The sequence below is a fragment of the Azohydromonas caseinilytica genome (assembly GCF_012927045.1).
Lineage (GTDB): Bacteria > Pseudomonadota > Gammaproteobacteria > Burkholderiales > Burkholderiaceae_C > Azohydromonas > Azohydromonas caseinilytica.
Genome location: NZ_JABBFW010000042.1, coordinates 15,146 through 36,749, shown reverse-complemented (window position 1 = coordinate 36,749; position 21,604 = coordinate 15,146). Strand labels below are relative to the sequence as shown.

At 68.4% G+C, this 21,604-nt stretch carries 13 protein-coding genes and 1 pseudogene; 8 read left to right on the top strand and 6 right to left on the bottom strand.

Annotated elements, in window-relative coordinates:
* Both HHL10_RS28160 and HHL10_RS28155 read right to left on the bottom strand, forming a co-directional pair.
* Window positions 1-313, bottom strand: a pseudogene (locus HHL10_RS28160) (hypothetical protein); the annotation flags it as partial.
* Window positions 314-1,562: 1,249 nt separating this feature from the next.
* Window positions 1,563-3,329, bottom strand: coding sequence for a galactose oxidase-like domain-containing protein (locus HHL10_RS28155; protein ID WP_169163754.1), 1,767 nt, complete (start codon window positions 3,327-3,329; stop codon window positions 1,563-1,565).
* Window positions 3,330-3,711: 382 nt separating this feature from the next.
* On the opposite strand from HHL10_RS28155, the gene HHL10_RS28150 reads away from it, so the two are divergent.
* Window positions 3,712-4,698 (top strand): diacylglycerol/lipid kinase family protein, encoded by a 987-nt coding sequence (locus HHL10_RS28150; protein WP_169163753.1) that lies wholly within the window; start codon window positions 3,712-3,714, stop codon window positions 4,696-4,698.
* Entirely contained in the window at window positions 4,695-5,492 is a 798-nt protein-coding gene (locus tag HHL10_RS28145; protein ID WP_169163751.1) for a metallophosphoesterase family protein, read from the top strand. The genes HHL10_RS28150 and HHL10_RS28145 overlap by 4 nt, the downstream gene beginning before the upstream one ends.
* 1,404 nt (window positions 5,493-6,896) lie before the next feature.
* Here the strand turns inward: HHL10_RS28145 and HHL10_RS28140 are convergent.
* The 3 genes from HHL10_RS28140 to HHL10_RS28130 form a co-directional block, all read right to left on the bottom strand.
* Entirely contained in the window at window positions 6,897-7,586 is a 690-nt protein-coding gene (locus HHL10_RS28140) for a substrate-binding domain-containing protein (RefSeq protein ID WP_169163749.1), read from the bottom strand.
* Window positions 7,587-9,350: 1,764 nt separating this feature from the next.
* The gene (locus HHL10_RS28135) at window positions 9,351-10,352 is read right to left on the bottom strand and encodes a ParB/RepB/Spo0J family partition protein (RefSeq protein WP_169163747.1); all 1,002 of its coding nucleotides are present in this window, start codon (window positions 10,350-10,352) and stop codon (window positions 9,351-9,353) included.
* Window positions 10,353-10,371: 19 nt separating this feature from the next.
* The gene (locus tag HHL10_RS28130; RefSeq protein WP_169163746.1) at window positions 10,372-11,553 is read right to left on the bottom strand and encodes an AAA family ATPase; all 1,182 of its coding nucleotides are present in this window, start codon (window positions 11,551-11,553) and stop codon (window positions 10,372-10,374) included.
* A gap of 913 nt (window positions 11,554-12,466) precedes the next feature.
* Between HHL10_RS28130 and HHL10_RS28125 the strand changes: the two genes are divergently transcribed.
* Complete coding sequence (locus tag HHL10_RS28125) at window positions 12,467-13,855, top strand: replication initiation protein (RefSeq protein WP_169163744.1); 1,389 nt, start codon at window positions 12,467-12,469, stop codon at window positions 13,853-13,855.
* A gap of 49 nt (window positions 13,856-13,904) precedes the next feature.
* Here HHL10_RS28125 and HHL10_RS28120 read toward each other — a convergent pair whose 3' ends face one another.
* Window positions 13,905-14,570: a TetR/AcrR family transcriptional regulator gene (locus tag HHL10_RS28120; protein ID WP_169163742.1), complete on the bottom strand. Its 666-nt coding sequence runs from the start codon at window positions 14,568-14,570 to the stop codon at window positions 13,905-13,907.
* Between the two features lie 173 nt (window positions 14,571-14,743).
* On the opposite strand from HHL10_RS28120, the gene HHL10_RS28115 reads away from it, so the two are divergent.
* The 5 genes from HHL10_RS28115 (at window position 14,744) to HHL10_RS28095 (ending at window position 21,554) form a co-directional block, all read left to right on the top strand.
* On the top strand, window positions 14,744-16,543 hold the full coding sequence (locus HHL10_RS28115; RefSeq protein WP_169163741.1) for a feruloyl-CoA synthase: 1,800 nt from the start codon (window positions 14,744-14,746) through the stop codon (window positions 16,541-16,543).
* 164 nt (window positions 16,544-16,707) lie between these two features.
* Window positions 16,708-17,958 (top strand): thiolase family protein, encoded by a 1,251-nt coding sequence (locus HHL10_RS28110; RefSeq protein ID WP_169163740.1) that lies wholly within the window; start codon window positions 16,708-16,710, stop codon window positions 17,956-17,958.
* A 22-nt stretch (window positions 17,959-17,980) separates the two neighbouring features.
* The gene (locus HHL10_RS28105; RefSeq protein WP_169163738.1) at window positions 17,981-18,397 is read left to right on the top strand and encodes an acyl-CoA thioesterase; all 417 of its coding nucleotides are present in this window, start codon (window positions 17,981-17,983) and stop codon (window positions 18,395-18,397) included.
* A gap of 70 nt (window positions 18,398-18,467) precedes the next feature.
* Window positions 18,468-19,607: an ABC transporter substrate-binding protein gene (locus HHL10_RS28100; RefSeq protein WP_169163737.1), complete on the top strand. Its 1,140-nt coding sequence runs from the start codon at window positions 18,468-18,470 to the stop codon at window positions 19,605-19,607.
* Window positions 19,608-19,805: 198 nt separating this feature from the next.
* Complete coding sequence (locus HHL10_RS28095) at window positions 19,806-21,554, top strand: acyl-CoA dehydrogenase family protein (protein ID WP_169163735.1); 1,749 nt, start codon at window positions 19,806-19,808, stop codon at window positions 21,552-21,554.
* Window positions 21,555-21,604 lie beyond the last annotated feature (50 nt).

The following is a 21,604-nucleotide window of genomic DNA, read 5'->3' as shown; positions in this document are numbered from 1 at the left end:
GGGCGGGGTCGGAGCCGAAGAAGTCGTTGGCGCACTGCGCCTTGCCGCTGACATATTTGCCGACCCATTTGGAGCCGGAGCCGTAGCGCACATATTGGCTGCTGCTCAGCGTGAAATAGCTCCACTCATTTGCAATTTTTGTCCACGTGCCACTCGACGTGGGAGAAATTGCGGCTGCAGTCTCCAAGGAGCTTTCCGCTCCCATATTGCTTGCATCCGCTGCATTGCTCTCGTCTCCTCCACCGCAGGCAGCCAGAAAAACTGTCCCCATCAGAGAAGACAGCAAAGCAATACGAGAGCGTCGAGTGGTCATCTGCATCATGTCAATAAAAAGTAGACAAAAAGATCCCTCGTCTGACCAAATCAGACACAAGGCATGGTCGTCAGGTATTTCGGGCCCTGCCTTGGCAGAGGAAACCTGCAAGTACTCCGGAAATCTGTCGTTGATTCCGAGTGGAGTGGCCGCCGTCCCAGAGATATCAGCTCTCCAGGCCGTTGACCCAAAAATTCGCACGGTGACGCCACGGCATCAGCGCGTCGGTGCGCTGATCCGTGCAGTCGATGGCGCTATCACGCCGGCTTTGCTCAGCAGACAGCTGAATGGCCCAGAGCAGTACACGCGGCTTGGAGGAATGTTTCCTCCTCACGCGAACATGCGTCAAAGGCGGGATGGTCTACGGGCTGTTCTTCGCGCCGCGCAAAGCGGCATCCTTGATCAGCGTCCAAACCGCGGAGGTGTCTTTGACCTCAAGCAGTCCAGAGTGCTCGCCAATTCACAGGGGTACACGTCCCGATGGAATCTGCGTGGTTAGGTAGCTGGCTCCCTCCAAAGAAGATGCGAGATACGGAAGCCAAGATGATAGATATGAAATCAAAGCCGGCGCAACTGTGATGACAACGCTTGTGTAAAGATACGCCTGACACATTATTTGATGGATGTAATAGGGCGTCTCACTGGAAACCATCACACCTTCGTTCGACCCGCGCGAAGGGCGCTTGCCATTTCGAAAGATGATTGCCACTGGCAATCATCTGGACTGAGACGCTCGCCGATAAGCGGGGCCCGTGATCTGGGATCGGTGTTGTGCCAGTTGGGTCGAGTGGCGCCTGCGGCCTGATGGTTAAGGCAATGGCCAACCTTATGCGCCAGGGAAGTCGTAGACGATGAGATGCCGTGAAGGCGGCCCAGGAGGACCGGGTGCGCTTGCACCGGTTGCAGTGCTTCAACACGCGAAGCAGGCTGTGCTTCTTCTATTGAGGCTGCCTTTTCCGGCAGTGTGGGACGGCGGGCCTTTGCATGGGCACAGTGAGCTCACGATGTGCTCGTAGCTCGGTGCCGTGACGGACATCCCGCCGCATTTCAGCATGGCAGGCCGTCTGTTCCGCAACTGGACGGCGCGCAGCGCCCTACTCTACCGATACAGCGCAAGGCTTGAAATGGAGACACGGCACGCTCGATCGGTGCAACGCCGATCATGAGCATGCCGAGAGTGCCACCAGCCTGTCCAGGATCTGGCAGCCGACCCAAGCAGACTCATGGCTGTTGGTTGCGAAGGCAACACTCAGGACAGCTTGACGATCTTGGCCTCCGAGGGCACCAGACGCGTGTCTCCGGCAAGCGCACGGGGATTCTTCTTCAGCGCGAACACCATGTAGTAGCCCGGCGGCATTTCGGTGGCGCGGGCCGGGGCGGTGATCGTGACCGTACGCCCTGTTTGCGTGAACGGCAGTTCCATGCGGCGCTGCTCGTTACTGAAGGAATGGGTGGAGGAGCCCGTACGGATCATCACCACCTTGTCGATCGTGGCCCAGGTGCCCATCTGCAGCGTGAAGGTGTCGCTCCAGCCGAAGTTGCGTGGCGAGACGGAATCGATCACCGGCTGCGTCGCCCAGGTACCGTCCGGGTTGAAGAAGTACGGCGGGAAATACACCTCGGCATTCAGCCCTCGCACCGGGCCCGGAGCTCCGCCGCCACCTGTAACCACTGCACCGCTGGGCAGGAGCATCGAGTTGCCGTGATAGAGGCGCGGCTTGGTAGCCGTTGCCGTCATGGTCCACTTCTCAGTGGCCGGATTCCAGAGCTCGCTGGTATAGACCGCGTCGGCCAGCGTATTGGCGTTGCGCGAGCCACCATTGAGCCAGACCGTCCCATCGGGCAGGACCGTAGAAAATCCCCATTTGCGCCCGGTGCTCGTCGGCGCGGTGATGCGGATGACGGGTTGCGCGCCGTTGACGTCAATCAATGCGGCCTGCGTCGTGTTTCGGATGGACAAGATTTTGCCGGGCGCATACATCACGGAGGTCGTGTTGTAGTTCGTCCCCTGGAGTTTGCCGTTGAGCTTGGTGATCGAGCCGCTGCCAGCCGGGTCGAGCGAATAGAAATAACCGTCGTTGGTGATGGTCAGGATCTTGCCGTTAGGTGTCAGAAAAGACTTCGGATACCACCAATTGCCTTTGATCTCTCCAAAAGCCGCGTCGCTGCGCGCACCCCATAATGTGCGCCACCCGCTGCCCGGCACATAGATTTCGGGAATCGGCGAATATGTGGCTGCGGTGGCCGGCTTGGTGCTCGTGCCCGCGTAATAGCGGTCATCCCGTCCGCCCATGACCACCACCTCGCCACGCTGCGTGGTGATGGCCGTCCCGTACCACCGCCGGTAGGCCATCGAGCCAGGCTCCTTGCGCAGTGAATTGTCCGCCGGGTTGAAGAAATTCGTGTCCGCGACGGCGTAATTGCGTATTCCGTTCACGATACGGTCGCCGCCGGCCATGAACACCTGGCCATTGCTTGGGAGTACCAGTTGGGTATTGCAGAACAGGTCGGTGCCCGTGGTGTTCGAAAGCAACTGGAAGGCCGAGGCATCCGCGCCCGGTGCCGAAGGATTCCAGTTTGGATCCCAGACCGAATAGTGCAGCTTGGCTCCCTGCGCGCCCTTGTCGTCACTGCCATAGGCCAGTACGCGGCCATCGGGCAATTGGACCATGTGCAACGGAATGATGGGCCAGGCAAAGGCAGGTCCGAAGGCACCGGCGGTATACGCGGCTCGGGTGGTGCTCTGGGGCTTGTAGGAGGCATTGAGCTCGCCAGCGGCAGCCAGTGCCTTGATGGTTTCGGTCACTGCCCCGGCCGCGGCGACCGGGCCACTGCCGAAATCGACCGGTGCCTCGACATCGTCTTCGGCGATGTCCATGGCCGCAGGATCCTCGGGCGAGACCGTGACCGATTCGCCCCCGCCACAAGCGGCGAGCGCGGCGAGCGCCAGAACCGAGAAAGTATTGCGGGACACGCCGTTGCGCGACGCCGACATCATTAATTCACGTAAATGCATGGAATACAGGCCCGGAGAATTGCACATAAGGCGACCTCCCAACGAGGCGGCGGCTTTACTGCACTTTGCGCATGATTTAATGCAGAACAAACCCCATGCCTTAACGTCTGCTTGTGCCGGCATGTATCGCCCGAATCACTTGGTAAGCAGCTGAGCGCAATTGGACAGGAGGGAAATACCCGGCACGCGCACTCACACCGGCAGCCCCCCATATGTCCCATATGTGACTACCCGCTTCATTTTTCAGTCCTGGTAAGGCTCAAAGTCAGGCGCTTCAAATTGCTGTCTGTCCCAACCCTTCTGGGTGCTGTGCCCGGAAAGCGTCAAGACCGACGAATCCGCCGTCGTCCCTGCCGGGTACGCCGGTTGCCTTGGCTGCGTCATGCAAACGGCTGCGGAATTCGCCCGGCCGGCGGTCACTGCCGGCAGTAGCAACAACGCCGAGATGCCGCTGGCCATCGTCGTCAACTGCGGCTCGGGCCACCAGGAAACACAAGCGCGCATCGAGACCCTGCGGCGGGTGATGCTCGAAGCGGGCCGTCGCCATGAGATCTGGCGCATCGACGAGGAGCATTCGCCACAGGAGGTAGCCGCGCACGCGGTGGACTGGGCGGTGACGCACAGCGGTGCCGTGGTGGCGGCCGGCGGCGACGGCACGCTCAACACCCTGGCCCAGGCGGTATTGCCCACGGGCCGCCCAATGGGCGTGGTGCCGCAGGGCACCTTCAATTACTTCGCGCGCTCGCACGGCCTTGCCACCGACACCGAGGAAGCGGCGCGGCAGCTGCTGGCCGCCCGGCCCCGTCCGGTGCAGGTGGGGCTGCTCAACGACCGCGTGTTCCTGGTCAATGCCAGCCTCGGGCTGTATCCGCAGTTGCTGCAGGACCGCGAGGCCTTCAAGCGTCAGTTCGGACGCTATCGCTTCAACGCCATGCTGGCCGCGCTGGGCACGATCCTGCGCCATCACCATGAATGGACGCTGGAGCTGGAGCTGGGCGACCGCAGCGTCACGGTGCGAACCGCCACCCTGTTCGTGAGCAACAACCGTCTGCAGGTGGAGCAGTTGGGGCTGCCGGAAGCCGCCGCCGCCGGCGCGGGCGCGCTGGCGGCGGTGATGGTGCGGCCCGTGGGCCGCCTCGGCATGCTGGGCCTGGCCCTGCGCGGCGCGCTGGGCCGTCTGGCCGAGGCCAGCAATGCGGTGGATTTCGCTTTCCGCCGCCTGACGGTGTCGCCCGGCATCGGGCGCCGGGCGCGCCGGCTGCAAGCCGCCATCGACGGCGAGGTGCTGTGGCTGCACACCCCGCTGACCTTCACCGTGTCCCCGACACCGCTGCAGTTGCTGTCCACCGCCCCCGAAAGCACGGCATGAGCGTGCTGCTGCAGGTGTCGGACGCCCATTTCGGCGCCGAGATCCCGGCGGTGCGCGATGCCCTGCGGCAACTGGCCCTCCAGGAGCGCCCCGACGTGGTGGTCTGGACGGGCGACCTGACGCAACGGGCACGCCGCGAGCAGTTCAGCGCGGCCCGGCGCTTCGCCGACTCGCTGCCCGGAGCCCAGACCGTGGCAATGCCCGGCAACCACGACATCCCGCTCTACAACCTGGTGGACCGCCTGGTGCGGCCCTATGCCAACTACCGGCGCGCCTTCGGCACGGAGCTGGAGCCCGAGCTTGAACGCGAAGATCTGCTGCTGCTGCTGGTCAAGACCACGCGGCGCTGGCGCCACAAGCATGGCGAGCTGTCCCCGGCGCAGGTGGAGCGCGTGGCACAGCGCCTGCGCCAGGCGTCGCCGCGACAACTGCGGGTGGTGGCGACCCACCAGCCGCTGCAGCCCCTCGACGCCTGCGACCTCGGCCACCGCCTGCGTTGCCCCCGCAACGCGCTGTCCACCTGGGCCCAGGCGGGCGTGGATGTGATCCTGGGCGGCCACACGCACCGACCGCGCTGTGATCGTGTGGACATGGGCGCCCGGGCCATCTGGATCGTCCAGGCCGGCACTTCGATCTCGCACCGCGTGCGCAGCGAGCAGCCGAATTCGGTCAATGTGCTGCGGCATGAGAGTGCGGCCCTGGCGGCCCATTGCTGCGTGGAGCGCTGGGATTTCGACCAGCGCAGCGGCCGCTTCGTGTGCGCGCAGCACACGCGTGCGGCCTTGAGCCGCTGAGCCGCCGCAAGCAAGCGCGCCATCGGACAGCCCGCACACGGTGCCAGCACGGCTGCCGTCGGCGCCTGCTTCCCGCTCCTCGACAAGAGCTGTCCAGGCTTCTGCGGCGCCCAGTGCGGGCCCGCGTGACCGCGGCTGCCGCCCGGCCTTCTCTTGAGGCCGTCGAGGCGGGGCGGGTCCGCCGACATGCCCCCTGCATCAGCCGCTCTGGCGGCATCTGACCCGGTCGCGCCTGCTCTTGCCCTCCAGACGTGACAACGGGCGGTCCATGCCACTTTTACGCCGGTGTAACGACCCTGCATTCCAGTTTTTGCACCTTGCATAAGCGCACTAATCTTAGGTTGTCTTTTTTTGCATGATTCATGGCCTTTGCCGCACCCTGTTTGTTTCACAAGCAGCGACAAGCAGTTGCATGCGGTCCGGGGAATACGCCAACGGTCGGCGCGGCAACATCCCCAGGCCGAGGCACCGTCGGGATGGAACCGCGCCGGCAGCCATCGGGCACAAGGGGTTGAGACGGCGGAAATGGCGGGGCTATCGGCAGATCGGTACACGCCCCATGTGCCCTGACCCGGTCGGCAGGTCGCTGCGGGCCACATCACGAGACGATGCCCTGCCCTCACGACGGGACATTCAAGCCTGCACCGGCCTGACGGTCTCAAGCTGCGGTGGTAGCGGTCGCTGTCGCCTCAAGGCCCGCCCATGGAGCGGCAAAGAGAGGGCTGGCCGCTGGGCCTGCATCCTGGCTCAGGAAAGGAGGCGGAACTTGGAAAGCGTCGTGTTCCGGGACGACTTCTTGTCGTTCCTTCAGGCAGGTTCATGCGATTGCCGAGCCGGGCTCTCTGCCTGCAAGGGTGGAACTGCGGCCTGCTCCGCACGCCTGCGCAAGCCACCCGTGTGGTCTCGACGCTCCAGGTTCACCTGGCCGCAATGGGATCACGGCAGGCTGAGCGCGGAGCCTGCGTCACGACCCATGGGCCACGGGACAGCTCCCTGGAAACAGGAGGACGCGGGCGAAGACGGTGGCGGCCGCCGGGGACGTGGGTCCACAGCCCGGCTCACGGGAGCGAGGCCGCCAGGCGTTCCAAGCACCCGAAGCAAATGACGACGCAGTAGCCTTTCCCTGCCCTGCCGCAAGCTGGGTCACGAAGGCCTGCTGCTGCGCCCGGCCTCGCACGCGGCCGTGCTCTGACGCTCAGGGCTGCGGGCACGGCAGCCACGCCATGGCTGGATGGCTTGGCCAGGCCTGGTCTGGCGGCACCGTCACGCCGGTCCAGGTGACGGTGGCTGCACACCCGGCTGCCTTTCCCACTCCGTGCCTTGACGGGTCCCGTGGCGCTGACCCCGCGTTCCCGAGGAGAGTGCCGAGATCGCTTCAGTGGTCGCCGGCCGGCGACCCGCGGTTCAGGCTGGTTCCATGCCGTTGCGCACCTTGGCCGCTTGGGCCGCCGGCGAAGTCAGGAACTCGATGAGCCGGCGCGCAGCCTCGGGCTGAGCGCAGGTGGCAGCCACCCCGGCGGAGAAGATGGTGGTGACCTGGATCGAAGGCGGCAGCGGCCCGACCACATCGATGCCTTGCAGGTGGATGAGCTCGCTGAGCTGCTGAAAGCCCAAGGCCACCTCGCCCTTGGCCACCAGCGATCCCACCGGCACGCCCGGGGGCGCCTGCACGATGCGGTCCTTGATCTGCTCCGCGATGCCCCAGCGTTCGAACTGCTTGACCAGGGCAACACCGCTGGGCCCGGTGGAGTAGCTCAGACTGGGAGCCGCCAGCACCGCCTGCTTGACGGCTTCTTCCGAGCTGATGGCCGGGTGCGGCGCGCCGGCACGCACGGCCACGGCCACGCCGGAGCGGACCAGGTCGCTGCGGCTGCCCGCGACCACCTTGCCGGCCTGGGCAAGCTGGTCAATGGCGTTGGACGCCAGGATCACCACGTCGAAGGCCTCACCGGCCTGCACGCGCTTGGCGGCATCGACGCCGCCGACCGATTCGACATTGACCTGCTGGCCGGAAGACTGCTGGAACTGGGCGACCAGATCAGCCAGCAGCTGCTTGGTGGCCATGGACGAAATGATGCGGATGGGGGATGACATGTGGCGCCTCCATGAAGGTTGTACGAGGAGCGTCCTGACGCTCCGGCGAGGCCGCCATTATTTCGGTCCGCGGCGGTGCTTCCAGGCGGGATCGATTCGGCCTGGTGTGGCGACGGCGTCTTGTTCCGTGACTTGGGATCGACCACGCGCTCGGCTGGAACACGGCCGTATTCGACGGACTGCCCCGGTCCCGGCGCTTGGCATGGATCACGTGGCCGGATGGGGCGTGGTACGGTACCTCGGCATCTGTGGCGGGCGAAGCAACGCCGGCATGACCCATAGCCACGACGGCAGGGCTGGCTCGGGCAAGTCCAGGCGGCCGGCACGATGCCAGGCACAGACGCGGCGGACCTACCGGCGTCGGCATGCGGAGTACGTGAAGCGACTCGCGACGGCGGCGCAGACAAGTGGCCGGGGATTGCGCACAGCGGGTCCAAAGCGCCCTTGTCGGTGCAGTGCAGCATGGGTGTCGTCGCCTGCAAGCGCCCTGGCCGCCGTTTGGGACACGGGGTAAGGGGCGCTGCGGACCGGTGGTGTGGAATTGGCCTGGAGTCGCGTCTTGACCAAGAGGCGTGACTGGAACGGCAGACGGTACAAGCTTCGACGCGTCGCCCTTCCAACGGAACGCCGATCGCCGCGAACGCCGTGCAGCGGGCGATCCTGGCCACAGCCGGGCAGCCATCCCGGCCGCCGGCTGTATTCACCCGCTCGCCCTGTGGGCGCACCCCGATCAGTGGACCGAATCTCACAGCTTCACGCTGGCGCTCCGGGACCTGACCAATTCAAGAGCGTGGTACGGGACCACACCCCGGTTCATGGGCCTCGTTGAAACCCCGCTGGTCGCCCTGCCCCCGCATCGTTGGCGGGCCCGTCGGCCTCAACCCCTGATCCAGCGGACCTGTTGTACGAGAGCCGGTAAAGGTCGCATCCAACCTCCCCTCGATGCCCTGTGCCCGCCAAGCCGGGGCCGCCGTCCGCCTAAGTGACCAGATGCCAGCCATTGGTGCGTGTGGCGGCGCCGTACAGACGGTGGCTCGATGCCTCTGGGCCCTGCCTGTACGCTGCCGATGCCAAGCGTTGCCGCTGGCGACACGATGACCAGCGACCAGGCGCTCACCGAGCCGTGCAGACCACATGGACCGGGCGGAGAGTGCGGCGCCCATGCCGCACCATTTGGCCCTCGAACGGGCGCGTCCGTGGCCCGGTCCTCGCAGTCCAAGGATGAGATCGGCTCAGACCGAATGGCGTCCCGCTCGAAGGGGAACCTCGGGCGCCCGCTGATCGACTCTGCCGTCGGGAGCGGCAAGCAGGACCTGCTGCACCGCCAAGCCGCTCCGCGCGGCCGGTACTCAGGCGCCTAAGCAGTACAGCGAGAGGCGCCCTGGGGCCGACGGTGCGGCCTTGCGCCAGGCAGTCTGGGACTGCGGTCCGGAGCGGGGCCCAGGCCGTTAGTGGCCTTGGCAGGGATTGCAAGGCGACGGTCCGGCCGCCGCCGCCCTTGACCCCGTGGTACGGTACCTCACGTCATTCGCGCCCCCTGGAGCGCCGGCTCGGCCAGCACGCGCGGACCGGCACCAAGGTGTCGGCGAGGCTGTAGTGCGCGGCACCGCCCGGCGCCCTGGCCGGCATCGATGTGTGGTACGAGACCACGGCAGACCGGGCCTGCGCGCCGGCAGGCGTCCCGAGCCGGCGGGATGCTTGGCCGCCCAAGGCTCGGTGGTACGGTACCCCGCCCTGCTCCGGAGTTTCAGAAGCCAGGGCCGGCTACAGCCGCAGCAGCTTCTTGAGGAGGCTTTCCACCTCCCCCATGTCCACCGGCTGGCGGATCTCGATGGCCAAGCCACCACCGGCCTTCTGCGACAGCACGGCCACCGTTTTGCCATCCTTCTTCAACTGGCGCTTGTCGGCCACACCGCGCGCTTGCGAGTGACCCAACAGCTCGTCCAGCACGGCCTTCGGGGCCCGTGGTACGGTACCCCGGGCGGCCATGCTCTTGGCACGGGCCAGCACCCCTTCCGGGTCCTGCTGCAGCGCCTCGGACAGCGGGCGGGCCCAGTGCAGCTGGATGTCGGCCGGTGAGTTGAAGGCCGCTACCACCGCCGCCGGCAGCTCCGCCAGCCGCAGCGCCTTGGCGGCGTTGCTGTGGTCCATGCCCGACTCCTCGGCCAGGCGCCGGATCGAGCTGAACAACCCGGCCTGCAACGCGCGCTGGATGCTCTGGCCCTGCTCCCAGGGCGAGAGGTTGCGCCGTTCCCGGTTCTCACGGTCCATGGTCAGCCACATCAGCTTGTCGCTGACGCTCTCGATCATGGCCAGCACCGGCACGCCCAGCTCCAGGCAGGCGCGGTGCCGGCGGTGGCCGAACACCAGTTCGTACTGCACCCCATCGCGCGGCGGCTCCAGCGGGCGCACCTTCACCGGCTGCACGTTGACGCCGGCATGCTCAATCTCGCCCTTGAGCCGCGCGAAATCCTCCGACTCGAATTCGGACTCATGCCGGTTGGCCAGGCGGCTGCGGGTGATGGTGCGCGGGTCCAGCAGCTTCAGCGGCACGCTGCCCTCGTACTCGCGCAGCCGAGCCTTCACTTCCGCCAGCTCCTTGCCCAGCGGGCTGGAGCGGCCCAGCACGCCCATCATCTGCCCTACGCCGGTGTAGGCCTTGCGCTGCCCCAGCCCGTCGTCCACCGCGGCGGGCGGGGCCATCGGGGGCTCCGGATCGGGGAGCAGGTTCACCAGCTTGGACTTCTCGGCAATCTTCTTGGTCATGTCGCTCTCCCGGCCCGGATCAGGCCGCAGTGGTCTTACGCAGCCAGGTAGCCTGGATCAGCTGCTCCACCAGCTCGGTCACCTTCTCGTAGGCCTCGGCGGCACGCTTGTAGGTGCGGGCGTTGCCGTCGTACTTGCCCACGTCGTAGATCGTGCCGAACTCGGCCGCGGCGGACGCCGCGGCCGCGGTCTTGGGAATCTCCACCGGCATGACCTTGCCCTCGTAGGCCTGGCCGATCCAGTCACGCACCACGGTGGTGGTGGAGTCGCTGCTGTCCACGCGCGTGAGCAGCACGCGGATGAAGTCGAACTCCTTGCCCACGCCGCGCTGCTCGACCAGCTGGCCGGCCAGGTCGGAGAACAGGCGCCAGAACTGGGACGCCGAAGCGAAGTCCAGCGCGTTGGGCGGCAGCGGCATCAGCAGCCCGTTGGCGGCCATCAGCGCGTTGATGGTCACGTAGGACAGCGAGGGCGGCGTGTCGATCACGATCACGTCGTACTCGTCGCGCACCTCGTCCAGGCCGACGTTGAGCACGTTCCAGAATTCGAAGTCGTCCTCGGTCTGCTGGCGCGAGGGCAGCGAGAACTCGGCGCCGAACAGCAGCGGCGCCGCGGCCACCAGGTCCACGCCGCTCCAGTAGCTGGGGCGGATGGCGCTACGCAGCGAGGTCTCCGCGCCCACGCACAGCGGCAGGATGGTCTGCTCGTCTTCCACCTCGGTGTCGGGCAGGATGCCGAACAGCGTGGTCAGGGAACCCTGCGGATCACAGTCCACGGCCAGCACGCGGTGCCCGCGCAGGCTCAGACCCTGGGCCACGGACATGGCGGTGGTGGTCTTGCCCACCCCGCCCTTGAAGTTGGCCAGCACCACCGCCACCGCCTCCGCGCCCTCGGGCCGCATCGCGCCGGCTCGATAGGCCCGAGACCAGGCCTGCACGTCCGCCAGCGAGAACTCGCGCCGGCCGTTGCCGCTGACGCGGCCCGTGGGCAGGTCGCCCTTTTGAATCCGGTAGGCCACCTGGTTGCGGTCCAGGCCGCAGATCGCGCCGAGCTGCCCGCTGCTGTACACCGGGGGCCGCTTGCGGGATGTGGGCGACAGCATGGCGCTGCGCACCCGGCTCATCAGCAGACCCGAACGGTCCGCCTGGTCCATCACATCGGACAGCGTCTGGGGGGCCAGCGTCGCCGTATTCGTGCTCATTGTTGTCCTCCTTCGGGAGGCCGGATCATAGTCAGGACTCAGCGACTTCCTGCTGCCTCAACGATGTTTTGCTGAATCAAAAGCAAAGATCCAACAAGCAGCTTGTCTCACGCTGGTTCAGGCGCAGCGCATGCTGGCAGCGGGTAATTCCAGAATTTCTCGCTTTGACCCGCTTCCGCAGGGGTTCAATCAGTTCAATTCCGTTCAAACCCTTTAATACCTTTGGCCTCGACTTTTCTTATACGTGACAACCACTTAGCTGCAAACGCGTGAGGTGTTTTGGGAGCGTGGGTGAGCCGTTTTGGGAACGTGCGTGAGCGCTTGTGGGAACGAAGGTGAGGCGTCTTGGGAAGGCAGGTGAGGGGATAAGGGAACGTTCTCATTGGCCCGCCAGGGTCGACACCCTTCCCAAATGCACTCACGAACCGCGCGCGCCCGTGTTGCCCGACCCTCATGCGCCCGGTTCGGCGCCGCCTGCGACCCCGCTCAGCGGCTCGCCGCATGCCGATGCGCCGGTATCAGCAAGCCCAGGCGCCTGCGCATGCAAGTCCGGCCTCACACGTGAGAAGTTTTGGGAAGGCTGTGCTGCTTCCGCGACTGCCCCGTCCTTCCACCGCTGGCTCAAACAGGTGAGGGAATTTGGTAGCGGTCCAGTGCCCAGCCCGACAACGCGACCGCGGACCACAGGTGAGAGCTTTTGGTAGTGGCTGCCGTGCACTGGCCCCGGATGCGAACCGGGGTGGCGCGAAAGGTACGTGAGCGGATTTGGTAAGCCCCGCGCCGGTTGCCACGCGCGGCCAGGCCGGCGCCCTGCGCATGTGAGGAAATTTGGTAGGCAACACTGTCTCGCGGGCGTGACGGACATGTGAGCTTTGACAGCATGCTCACTCACGTGATCGCCTACCATGCCGGGATGCCCAGCCAACCTGCCCTGTTCGACGAGGACGACAGCCCGGCTTGCGCCGAGGTCGTGCGCAAGCACGTCAACGCCGTGGCGCTGATGCCGCGCGACCGCAAGATCACGCTGCTGGCGCGGCGTTCCTTCAACGTGCTGCTGCACGTGGCGCAGCGCCAGAGCGGCAAGGACATCTACAGCGCGCCGCTGAGCGAAATCATCAACCTCTCGCGCTTCGACTCGAACAACTACGAGCTGCTGAAGAAGACGCTCAAGCAGCTCATGGGCACCGTCGTGGAGTGGCAGAGCCCCACGTCCGGCGAGTTCGACGTCTGGGAGGCGTCCACGCTGCTGGCCGGCTGCAAGCTGATCAAGAACCGCAAGAGCGGCGCCATCACCATCGAGTGGTCCTACTCGCCGCAGATCCGCGAGCAGCTGATGGGCCCCGACCGCTACGCCCGCATCGCGCTGGACGTGGTGACGCAGCTGCGCAGCCATGCCGCCATGGCGCTGTACGAGATCTGCGTGCGCTACATCGACAACCCCAGCCACCTCACCGCGCGCCAGCACTGGCGCTGGTGGCGCCCGGTGCTCACCGGGCAGCAGGATGACCCCGCCAAGAAGCCGCCCCAGTACCGCTACTTCAAGCGCGACGTGCTGGCGCCGGCCATCGCCGAGATCAACGCGCTGTCCGACATCGAGGTGCGCGGCCCGGTGGAGCACAAGGGCGCTGACAACAAGACCATCGAGCAGATCCAGTTCGCCGTGGTGCGCAAGAAGACGGCGCGCAGCGCCGCCAGCCGGCCCGCCGTGCGCGAGCGCGAGCTGGAGCCGGTGGACCTGCCGCTCATCGGCCGCGCCATCGATGCCGGCGTGAAGCAGGACGACGCCGAGCGGCTGCTGCAGGAGTTCGGCCCCGAGGCGCTGAGCGCGGGCTTGGACAGCCTGCACAAGCGCGCCGCGCTGCCGCCGGGCGTGGTGGACCCGGTCCAGAACCCCGGGCGCTACCTGCGTGCGGTGTTGCCGGGTGTGCTCAAGAAGGCCGCCCCGGCCGAGGTGCCCGCGCCCGCGCCGCGCCCCAAGCCGGCCGTGGTCGTGGACGCGCCGCGGCGCCAGGCGCGCTGGCTCGACGAGTGGCTGCGCCGCGCCCGCGAGGCGCTGCGCCAGGAGATCCTGGCCCTGCCCGACGCGGAACGCGCCCACTGGCAGCGCCAGTTCCGCGAGCACCTGGCCGAAAAGCGCTCGGCGCTGCTCAAGCGCTTCGACACCAGCGGCTGGACGCACTCGCTGTTCATCCAGGATTTCATCCGCTTCTACGGCAACGGCACGCGCGGCCTGGGCTGGGACAAGCCCAGCGCCGAGCAGCTGCTGGAGCTGGCGGCGGAGGTGGGCGACACGACGGCCTGAGCGTCCGCGGGCCGGGCTTCACGCCCGCTCGCGAGGCCCACGGCGGGCGCTACGGCGCCTTGCCGCGCCCGGCCGTTTCGGGCGCAACTGCTGGCACCGGCATCAGCAGCAACCGCTCCACCAGCGCGCAGCGTTCGCCCTGCTGCGCGGCACTGCCCTGGCGGCGCAGCAGCGCCTCCGCCACCTGGTAGCCGTAGAGCAGGAAGGCGCGCGAGCGGGCCTCGGCGATGTCGAAGCCCAGCGCCGAGAAGCACTGCGCCGTGTAGCCGATGCGCCGCTCGTCCACCTCGTCCACCGCGCGTTGCGCCGTGGCATCGCGGCGCGCCCAGTCGCGGATGGCCAGCTCGATGCGCGCCGCGCGCTCGGCCGCCGGGCCGCGGAAGGGCAGCGTCAGCAGCTCGGCGATGCGCTCGCGCGCGTCGCCGCCGCGGCCCTCGAAGCGCTCGATCACCTGCTCCGTGGCCGCCGTGCGCCAGGCTTCCAGCACCCGCGCCAGCAGGTCGTTGCGGTCCTTGAAGTGCCAGTAGAAGCTGCCGCGCGTCACCTCCAGCACCTTGGCCACCACGTCCACGCGCACCAGGTCCACGCCGCCGTCGACCAGCAGCTCCGTGGCCGCCTCGATCCAGTGCGCGGGCGTCAGCGCATTGCGGGCGGTGTCGGCGGCCGCCACGGGGCGGCGGCGGGGGCGGGCAGGGCGGGTCAGAGGCGCATCCATGCGGCCATGTTAGCCAGCGTCCACCGCTCCGGCCATGCAGTCCTGTATGGAATTGCCGAAAACCCAGCCCACGCAAACCCTCATGAAGAAAACGGGGCCGGTGCCTAGCATGCCTCCATACACAAACGTATGTGTCTGGACAGTGCCTGGTCACGGACCCGTGAGGAGACAGCATGGCCCACTTCTTCGACGACGAGCGTCTGCTCGCCCCGCCGCGCGCGCTGCGCGAGCAGCGCGCCGACGGCAGCTTCGTGCTGCGCTCCCCCGAGCCGCTGCGCCCGCATGTGCGCTGCATCGGTGAATGGCTGGAGCACTGGGCGAGGGAAACGCCCGAGGCGCCGGCGCTGGCCGAGCGCGATGCCGCCGGCGGCTGGCGGCTGCTGAGCTGGGGCGAGGTGCGGCGCCACGTCGGCCGCCTGGCGCAGGGCCTGCTGGCGCTGGAGCTGCCGCCCGGCGCGCCGGTGGTGGTGCTCTCGGACAACTCGGTGGACCACGCGCTGCTGGCGCTGGCCGCGATGCACGTAGGGCGCCCGGCCTGCACGGTGTCCAGCGCCTACAGCCGGCTGGGCCCGGATTTCAGCCGCATCCGCGGCATCCTGCACAAGCTGCGGCCCGGGCTGGTGTACGCCTCGGACGCCGCCGTCTACGGCGCGGCGCTGCGCGCGGCGGAGGTGGACGCGGTGGTGGTGCTGGGCCGCGGCGCCGAGGAAGTGCCCGGCGCCCGCTCCTTCGACAGCCTGGTGAGCGAAGCCGAAGGCCCGGAGGTGATGCGCGCCTTTGCCGCCATCCGGCCCGAGGACCATGCCAAGTACCTGCTGACCTCGGGCTCGACCGGGCATCCCAAGGTGGCCATCAACACCCACCGCATGCTGTGCGCCAACCAGCAGATGATCAGCCAGGCCTGGCGCTTCCTGGACCACGAGAAGCCGGTGCTGCTGGACTGGCTGCCCTGGAGCCACACCTTCGGCGGCAACCACAACTTCAACATGGTGCTCAGCCATGGCGGCACGCTCTACATCGACGACGGCCGCCCCATGCCCGGGCTGATCGAGCGCACGGTGCGCAACCTGCGCGAGGTGCAGGCCAACATCCACTTCAACGTGCCGCGCGGCCTGGACATGCTGCTGCCCTACCTGGAGCAGGACGAGGCGCTGGCGCGCCGGATGTTCGAGGGCCTGCGCGTGCTGTTCTATGCCGGCGCGGGGCTGGCGCCGTCGAGCTGGAAGCGGCTCGAAGCCGTGGCGGCGCGGGTGCGCGCGGAGCCGCTGTGGCTCACCACCTCCTGGGGCTCCACCGAGACCGCGCCCGCGGTCACGTCCGCGCACTGGCGGCTCGACGGCGCGGGCTGCATCGGCGGCCCGCTGCCCGGCGCGGAGCTGAAGTTCGTGCCCAACGGCCAGAAGCTGGAGATGCGCGTGCGCGGCGCCGGCGTGTTCCCCGGCTACCGCGACGATCCCGAGCTCAGCGCCGCCGCTTTCGACGAGGAAGGTTTCTACCGCATCGGCGACGCGGGCCGGCTGGTCGATGAGGTGCATCCGGAAAAGGGTGTGCTCTTCGACGGCCGGGTCGCCGAAGATTTCAAGCTGGGCAGCGGCACCTGGGTGTCGGTGGGCACGCTGCGGGTGAAGCTCATCTCGGCGCTGGCGCCGCTGGTGCAGGACGCGGTGATCACCGGCCACGACCGCGACCAGGTTGGCGCGCTGCTGTTCCTCACGCCCGCGGCCGAGGCGCTGGCGCCCGAGCAGTTGCGCGAGGAACTGAAGGCGAAGCTGCAGGCGCTGCATGAGCAATCCGGCGGCTCGGCGCAGTCACCCGGCCGCGTGCTGCTGCTCAAGGAGCCTGCCAGCCTCGCCGCCGGCGAGATCACCGACAAGGGCTACCTCAACCAGCGTGCCGTCATCGCGCGCCGCGCTGCCGAGGTCGAGGCGCTGTATGCCGATGCCGCCGACCCGCGCGTGATCCGCGTCGGCTGAATCGTGGCGGTGCGGGCGGCACATGACGAACGCGGGCCCGGCCTGAGAGCTTGAACTGAAACAAGGTCCATCCGGACCGGGCCTGTCACAGTGCGTGCCGCATGGCCGGCATGCAGTGCCCTGGAGGCCCGGGGCGACCGGATTCATTCCACAAGGACACTGCAATGGCGACACGCGGACTCTTCAACCGCTTCGACGATGTCTGGCTGCTCGACGGCGTGCGCACGCCGCAGGTGGACTACTGCGGCGCCTTCGCCGGCGTGAACCCCATCGACCTGGGCATCAAGGCCGCGCGCGAGCTGCTGCGCCGCACCGGCCTGGCGCCGCAGGGCGTGGACTCGGTGCTGGCGGGCAACATGGCGCCCGGCGGCTTCGACCAGTTCTACGTGCCGCGCCACATCGGCCTGTACGCCGGCGTGCCGCTGGAGGTGCCGGCACTGATGGCGCAGCGCATCTGCGGCACCGGCTTCGAGCTGTTCCGCCAGGCCGGCGAGCAGATCGCGCAGGGCAGTGCCAGCCTGGCACTGCTGGTGGGTACCGAGTCCATGACGCGGCACCCCATCGCCGCCTTCGAGCACCGCCAGGGTTTCACGCTGGGCACGCCGCCGGGCTTCAAGGACTTCCTGTGGGAGTCGCTCACCGACCCCGCCGCCGGCATCTCCATGATCCAGACGGCGGAAAACCTGGCGCAGCGCTACGGCATCACGCGCGAGGAGGTCGATGCCTTCGCCTCGCGCAGCTTCGAACGCGCAGTGCGGGCGCAGGAGGCGGGCTGGTTCGAGGGCGAGATCGTGGCGGTGGGCAACGAGCGCTTCGAGCTGGAAGGTTACGAGCCGCGCGGCATCCGGCTCTCCGGCAAGGCCGCCGTGGCGGACCGCGACACGCACCCGCGCCTGTCGCCGCCCGAAGTGCTGGCCAGGCTGCGCCCGGTCTACCCGGACGGCGTGCAGACCGGCGGCAACAGCTCGGCATTGACCGACGCCGCCGCGGCGGCGCTGGTGGCTTCGGGCTCCGTGCTGCGCGACTGGGGCCGCGCGCCGCTGGCGCGCGTGGCGGCGGCGGCCGTGGTCGGCGTGGCGCCGGAGATCATGGGCATCGGCCCGGCGCCCGCCATCCGGCTGCTGCTGGAGCGTGCCGGGCTGGGCCTGGATGACATTGCCCGTTTCGAGATCAACGAGGCGCAGGGCGCGCAGACGCTGGCGGTGCAGCGCGAGCTGGGGCTCGATCCCGACAAGCTCAATGTGCACGGCGGCGCCATCGCGCTGGGGCATCCGCTGGCCGCCACCGGCGTGCGGTTGACGATCACCCTCGCGCGCCAGCTGCGCGACATCGGCACGCGCTGGGGCATCACTGCAGCTTGCGTGGGCGGCGGGCAGGGCATCGCGCTGCTGCTGGAGAACCCGGACGCGCACTGAACCCAACACCCTGAATCACACCATGAGCAAGGCCCACATCCATCCCGTCACGGTGCACTTCGGCGACTGCGACCCCGCCGGCATTGTGTTCTTCCCCAACTTCTCGCGCTGGATGGACCAGGCCTCGCTGGCCTTCTTCCGCGCGCGTGGGGTGCCGCCCTGGCGCGAGCTGGAGGCCACGCGCGGCATCGTCGGCACGCCGCTGCTGGAGATCCGCACCCGCTTCCTGCGCCCCGCCACCTACGGCGACGAGCTGCAGATCGTCACCACCATCGAATCCTGGGCCGACAAGACCTTCAAGCATCGGCACCGCGTGCTGCGCGGCGACGAGCTGCTGTGCGAGGGCACCGAGGTGCGGGCCTTCGTGGTGCGCGACCCGGATACCGGGCGCCTGCGCGCCATCCCGATCCCCGAGGACATCAAGGCGCGGTGCGGCTGAGAGCTCCCGCACCGCGCCCGGCCCGCCGGCCGCGAGCCCGCCCATTCACACACACAGGAGGACGACAAGCATGAACACCCGCTGGACCCGGAACCTGGTTGCGCTCGCAGCCGCCGTCGCCGCCTCGGCCGCCTGGGCCGACCTCACCATCGGCGCGAGCCTGCCGCTCACCGGCCCGGCTTCGGGCCTGGGCATCCCGATGAACAACGGCTTCAAGCTCTGGCCGCAGACCATCGCCGGCGAGAAGGTGAACCTCATCGTCCTCGACGACGCCACCGATCCCACCAAGGGCCTGCAGAACGCGCGCCGCTTCGCCAGTGCCGACAAGGCGGACCTCATCGTCGGCTCGGGCGCCACGCCGGTGGCCATCCCGATGGCCGAGGTGGCCACCGAAACCAAGACGGTGCACCTGTCCCTGGCGCCCATCCCGCTGCCCGCCGGCAAGGACGCCTGGTCGTTCCGCCTGCCGCACTCCAACGGCGTGATGGCCAACGCCATGCTGGCGCACATGCACAAGGCCGGCGTCAAGACCGTCGGCTTCCTGGGCTACAACGACGCCTACGGCGAGTCCTGGCTGCAGGAGCTCGGCCCCCGGCTGGACAAGGCCGGCATCAAGCTCGTGGCCACCGAGCGCTTCGCGCGCGCCGACACCAGCGCGACTTCGCAGGCGCTCAAGCTCAACGCCGCCAGGCCCGACGCGGTGATCGTGGTGGCTTCCGGCAGCGGGGCCGCCATGCCGCACCTGGCGCTGGTGGAGCGCGGCTACAAGGGCCGGATCTACCAGACGCATGCCGCCGCCACCCGCGACCTGATGCGCGTGGGCGGCAGGGGCGTGGAAGGCGGCTTCGTGTCCGCCGGCCCGCTGATGGCCGCCGAGCAGCTGCCCGACAGCCATCCCACCAAGCCCGTGGCGCTCAAGTTCGTGCAGGCCTACGAGAAACAGTTCGGGCCGGGCACGCGCACCACGCTGGCCGGCCACACCTACGACATGTACCTGCTGCTGGAGCAGGTGGTGCCGGTGGCGCTGAAGAAGGCCCGGCCCGGCACGCCGGAGTTCCGGGCCGCGCTCAAGGAGGCGCTGGAGACCGCGCCGGCGCTGGCGCTAAGCAACGGCATGCTGCGCTACACCGCCACCGACCACTGGGGCTTCCAGCCCGATGCGGGCGTGATCCTGAAGGTGGTGGGCGGGGAATGGAAGCTCGATCTGTGAGCTGATTCCAGTTCGTCTTCGAGAGTGAAGTAAATCCCGTTCGCCCTGAGCCCTTCGACAAGCTCAGGACAGGCTCTGTCGAAGGGCAGGCGCTCGGTTATCGCCGCAGGGCTTCGACAAGCTCAGCCCGAACGGATTACTTCATTTCGAAAAGCGAGTTGGTATGAGCGGGCACCGCGCCCGCGAAGGACTGAACCCATGGCACATCCCTACACCGCTCCGCTGGCCGACATGCGCTTCGTCATCGAGGAGGTGCTGCAAGCGCCGGCCTCCTGGGCCCGATGCGGGCGCTTCGCCGAGGTCGATGCCGGCATGGCGGCCCAGGTGCTGGAGGAGGCCGGCCGCTTCGCCGCCGAGGTGCTGGCGCCCACCAACGCGCCGGGCGACCTCGAAGGTTGCAGGCTCGACCAGGGCCAGGTGCGCACGCCCGGCGGCTTCCGCGAGGCCTACAGGACTTTCGTGGACGGCGGCTGGCCGGCGCTGGCCTGCGATGCGCAGTGGGGCGGGCAGGGCCTGCCGCTGCTGCTGGAGGCGGCGCTGTACGAGATGCTGCTGTCCTGCAACCAGGCCTGGTCCATGTACCCGGGGCTGCTGCACGGCGCCTACGCCACGCTGGAGGCGCATGGCAGCGAGGCGCTGAAAGCCCTCTACCTGCCGAAGCTCGCCAGCGGCGAGTGGCTGGCGGCCATGGCGCTGACCGAGCCGCAGGCCGGCAGCGACCTGGGGCAGGTGCGCACGCGCGCCGAGGCGCAGGCCGACGGCTCGCTGCGCGTCACGGGCAGCAAGATCTTCATCTCCGGCGCCGACCATGATCTGACGGACAACATCGTGCACCTGGTGCTGTGCCGGCTGCCCGATGCGCCGCCGGGCTCCAAGGGCTTGTCGCTGGCGCTGGTGCCCAAGCTGCTCCCCGACGGCTCGCGCAACGGCATTGAGGTGGACGCGCTGGAGCACAAGATGGGCATCCACGGCAGCGCCACCTGCGCGCTGCGCTACGAGGGCGCCACCGGCTGGCTCATCGGCGCGCCGCATCGCGGCCTGCAGGCCATGTTCGTGATGATGAACGCCGCCCGGCTGCACGTCGGGCTGCAGGGGCTGGGGCACCTGGAGCGGGCCACGCAGTCGGCCCTGGCCTACGCGGCCGAGCGGCGCCAGTTGCGCGCGCCGGCCGTGCCCGAAGGGCAGGACCACCGCGGCGCCGACCCCATTGCCTGGCATCCGGCGATGCGGCGCACGCTGTGGACGCTGCGCGCGCTCACCGAGGGCCTGCGCGTGGTGGCCTACCGCGCGGCGCTGCTCATCGATGAGGCGCAGCACCATGCCGACCCCGAGCGCCGTGCCCGTTCCCAGCGGCTGGCCGCGCTGCTCACGCCGATCGTGAAGGCCTTCGGCACGCACCAGGGGTTCCAGGGCGTGAGCGCGGCGCTGCAGGTCTTCGGCGGCTACGGCTACGTGCACGAATACGGCATCGAGCAGCAGTTGCGCGACCTGCGCATCGCGCTGATCTACGAGGGCACCAACGAGATCCAGGCCATCGACCTGCTGCAGCGCAAGGTGCTGGCCGACGGCGGCGCGGCGCTGCACGCGCTGGTGGACGACATCGAGGCCGAGGCCGCGCGCTGCGAGGCCGCGCTGCCGCACATGGCCGAGGCGCTGCGGCGCGAATGCGCGCGGCTGCTGGAGGCCACCGCCGCGCTGCAGGCCGGGCGCGAGCAGGACCCGGAATGGCCGCTGCGCGTGGCCGACGACTACCTGATGGGCTGCGGCCACCTGCTGCTGGCCTGGGCCTGGGCGGCGATGGCGCGCGCCGCGGCCGGGGGCGACGACGCGGCACGGGCGCGGCACCAGCGCGAGCTGGCCGACTTCGGGCTGCAGTGGCTGCTGCCGCAGGCAGAACGGCACTGGCGGCAGGTGCTGGCGCGGGAGGCGGGGCTGCCTTGGGTGTGAATGCAGGGTCTGCCGCACCCCGAGGGGGTTTCGTCACTCCCGCGGAGCCG

What these genes read in the sequence shown, in the direction of transcription:
- HHL10_RS28095 (WP_169163735.1), top strand. Translation starts at nt 19,806, where the DNA reads ATGGCACATCCCTACACCGCTCCGCTGGCCGACATGCGCTTCGTCATC.
- HHL10_RS28120 (WP_169163742.1), bottom strand. Translation starts at nt 14,570, where the DNA reads ATGGATGCGCCTCTGACCCGCCCTGCCCGCCCCCGCCGCCGCCCCGTG.
- HHL10_RS28155 (WP_169163754.1), bottom strand. Translation starts at nt 3,329, where the DNA reads ATGCATTTACGTGAATTAATGATGTCGGCGTCGCGCAACGGCGTGTCC.
- HHL10_RS28150 (WP_169163753.1), top strand. Translation starts at nt 3,712, where the DNA reads ATGCAAACGGCTGCGGAATTCGCCCGGCCGGCGGTCACTGCCGGCAGT.
- HHL10_RS28125 (WP_169163744.1), top strand. Translation starts at nt 12,467, where the DNA reads ATGCCCAGCCAACCTGCCCTGTTCGACGAGGACGACAGCCCGGCTTGC.
- HHL10_RS28140 (WP_169163749.1), bottom strand. Translation starts at nt 7,586, where the DNA reads ATGTCATCCCCCATCCGCATCATTTCGTCCATGGCCACCAAGCAGCTG.
- HHL10_RS28130 (WP_169163746.1), bottom strand. Translation starts at nt 11,553, where the DNA reads ATGAGCACGAATACGGCGACGCTGGCCCCCCAGACGCTGTCCGATGTG.
- HHL10_RS28145 (WP_169163751.1), top strand. Translation starts at nt 4,695, where the DNA reads ATGAGCGTGCTGCTGCAGGTGTCGGACGCCCATTTCGGCGCCGAGATC.
- HHL10_RS28105 (WP_169163738.1), top strand. Translation starts at nt 17,981, where the DNA reads ATGAGCAAGGCCCACATCCATCCCGTCACGGTGCACTTCGGCGACTGC.
- HHL10_RS28110 (WP_169163740.1), top strand. Translation starts at nt 16,708, where the DNA reads ATGGCGACACGCGGACTCTTCAACCGCTTCGACGATGTCTGGCTGCTC.
- HHL10_RS28135 (WP_169163747.1), bottom strand. Translation starts at nt 10,352, where the DNA reads ATGACCAAGAAGATTGCCGAGAAGTCCAAGCTGGTGAACCTGCTCCCC.
- HHL10_RS28115 (WP_169163741.1), top strand. Translation starts at nt 14,744, where the DNA reads ATGGCCCACTTCTTCGACGACGAGCGTCTGCTCGCCCCGCCGCGCGCG.
- HHL10_RS28100 (WP_169163737.1), top strand. Translation starts at nt 18,468, where the DNA reads ATGAACACCCGCTGGACCCGGAACCTGGTTGCGCTCGCAGCCGCCGTC.